The sequence below is a fragment of the Thermodesulfobacteriota bacterium genome (assembly GCA_039028315.1).
Taxonomy (GTDB): domain Bacteria; phylum Desulfobacterota_D; class UBA1144; order Nemesobacterales; family UBA2774; genus CR02bin9.
The window spans coordinates 1-2720 of the sequence record JBCCIH010000242.1; the positions used below are offsets into that span (position 1 = coordinate 1).

Annotated in this window: 2 protein-coding genes; both read left to right on the forward strand. The window is 41.5% G+C overall.

The annotated features are described in order from the left end of the window. On the forward strand, positions 1-1099 hold a 1099-nt coding region (locus tag AAF462_11455), incomplete at its 5' end, for a sigma-54 dependent transcriptional regulator (GenBank protein ID MEM7009739.1). Between the two features lie 13 nt (positions 1100-1112). Then, positions 1113-2720: carbon starvation protein A (locus tag AAF462_11460; GenBank protein ID MEM7009740.1), on the forward strand; the 1608-nt coding region annotated here is incomplete at its 3' end.

Below are 2720 nucleotides of genomic sequence, written 5' to 3' on the forward strand. Positions count from 1 at the left end.
AATTAGAGACGGAGCATATGATTTTATTGAGAAGCCTTTTCCACTAGATAAATTAAAAGTGATGGTTCGCAATGCGCTTAGAATAAGGGAACTAGATAATAGCTTAAGTGCAGTGGCAATGAGAGCACAGGAGAAATATGGGTTTGATTCGCTAATTGGTGAGAGCGAGTCGATAAAAGAAATAATAGATCTCTTTAAGAAGTTAACTGAAACAGATCCCAAGACCATATTAATATGCGGCGAGAGCGGAACAGGTAAGGGCCTTGCTGCAAAGGTTCTGCACTTTAATGGAACAAGAAAGCAGCAGCCTTTTATTGAGCTCAACTGCGCGGCTATTCCTGAGACACTTCTTGAGAGTGAGCTCTTTGGCCATGAGGCGGGTGCATTTACTGATGCTAAAAAACTTAAGAAAGGAATACTTGAGCAAGCCGATGCTGGAACGGTCTTTTTGGACGAAATAGGAGATATGAGCCTTTCACTACAGGCAAAGCTGGTAAAAGCAGTGGAGGAAAGAAGTTTTAGAAGAGTTGGTGGAAGCAGAGATATAACTGTTGATATATGCGTTATGGCAGCTACGAACCACGATCTTAAGTCCCTAGTGAAAAATGGGGGTTTTAGAGAAGATCTTTATCATAGATTAAATGTCATTAATTTTGAGATGCCCTCACTTAGAGATAGAAAAGAAGATATTCCGATAATTACCGATTATTTTGTTTCTTATTTCAATCTAGATCTCAATAAGAACATAAACATTATTCCTTCCGAAGTCAGAAAGACATTCTTGCACTACAACTGGCCCGGCAACGTAAGAGAGCTCAGAAGCACCATAGAAAGAGCAGTGCTGCTAAGCGAGGATGGGCTCTTGAATCCAAAATATGTGAAGCTTGAAGAGGGTGATGACCTAAAGGTGCAAGACGGTGATGACAAAATGGTAATAGATGTTCCACTAGACGATGCCTCACTTTACAAAATTGAAAGAAAAGTTATAACTAAAGCACTGGATTTGCATAACTGGAACCAAACCAGGACTGCTGAGATGCTTGGGATAACTAGGGAAGTTCTTCGCTACCGCATGAAGAAATGGGGTCTCCTGAGCTAAAAGGAGGTCACTTTTGAATGCCGCGCTTCTGGCCATTATAGTTTTAGTTCTTTACTTTTTGGCCTACCGTTTTTATGCAAAGTTTCTAGCCGACAAAATTTTTCGTCTATCAGATGATGAAGTTACTCCAGCTCATGAGAAAAATGACGGAGTAGATTTTGTACCGTCCAATAAGCATGTTCTATTTGGACATCATTTTGCCTCAATCGCAGGCGCTGCCCCTATTATCGGCCCTGCAATAGCAATCTTCTGGGGATGGGTGCCAGCAATTATATGGGTAGTCATAGGGACAATCTTTATGGGTGCTGTGCATGATTTTAGTGCCCTTGTTGTATCGGTCAGAGAAAAGGGCCGCTCAGTTGGAGATTTGGCCGGACTTTTAGTTAGTCCCAGAGCAAGAACGCTTTTTCTTCTGATTGTATATTTCTTGATTTTCTTTGTAATCGCAGTTTTTGCCTATGCTATTGCATCACTATTTGTCTCATTCCCTCAGAGCGTTTTGCCCGTTAACTTTCAAATAATCGTTGCAGTAATAATTGGATTTTTGTTCTATAAAAAAGGTATTCCGATTTTGTGGCCCTCTATCTTAGCACTTATCACTCTATATGTAATGATTTATATAGGAACATTGTTCCCTATTGAAATCCCGGCAGTTTTTGGTAGCCAAATTGTCACGTGGATTCTGCTACTATTAGTCTATTCATTTATCGCTTCAGTACTTCCGGTTTGGACCTTGCTTCAGCCAAGAGACTATATAAACGGGCACCAACTAATATTAGGTCTGGGGCTTTTATTTATCGGTATTCTTATTGCTCATCCACAGATGCAGGCACCCGCTATAAATTACAACACACAAGGTGGTGTACCTCTATTCCCATTTATCTTTGTTACTATTGCATGCGGAGCTATTAGCGGTTTTCACGGCTTGGTAGCAAGCGGAACCACCTCCAAACAGCTAAACAAGATGAGAGATGCCAGGATGATTGGATATGGCGGCATGCTAGGGGAGGGTACGCTTGCTATGATTGCTACTCTTGCTGTGGCAGCAGGGATTAGCCAGGCAGATTGGCTTACGCATTATGGGACTTGGGAACAAGCTTACCAGAACGGCATAATAAACTTTGTAAGGGGTTCGTCCACATTTTTGGATGCGCTCAATATACCGCCAGTTTTCGGCGATACGCTAATTAGTGTTATTGTCATTAGCTTTGCAGCCACATCATTAGACACAGCAACAAGGGTACAGAGACTCATAATCGGAGAGCTTGGCAATGCGTATAAAATTGAACCTCTTAAAAACAGATATATTGGGGCATTTCTTGCTGTAGTACCAGCATTACTATTAGCACTATTGGCCCAGGCGCCTGCAAAGGGTATGGGTTCTGGAGGCTTTTTATTGTGGCCGCTATTTGGCGCTACCAACCAGTTAGTTGCAGGTCTTACCCTGCTAGTTGCGACTTTTTATCTCTGGAAGACCAAAAGGCCAGTGATTTATACACTTATTCCTATGATCTTTTTAGTGCTTATGACTATTGCTTCAATGATCTATAATTTTAAGGTCTTTATGCATAAACCACTTCTACTTACTCTCTCGGCAGTAATTCTTGCGCTTTCAATCTGG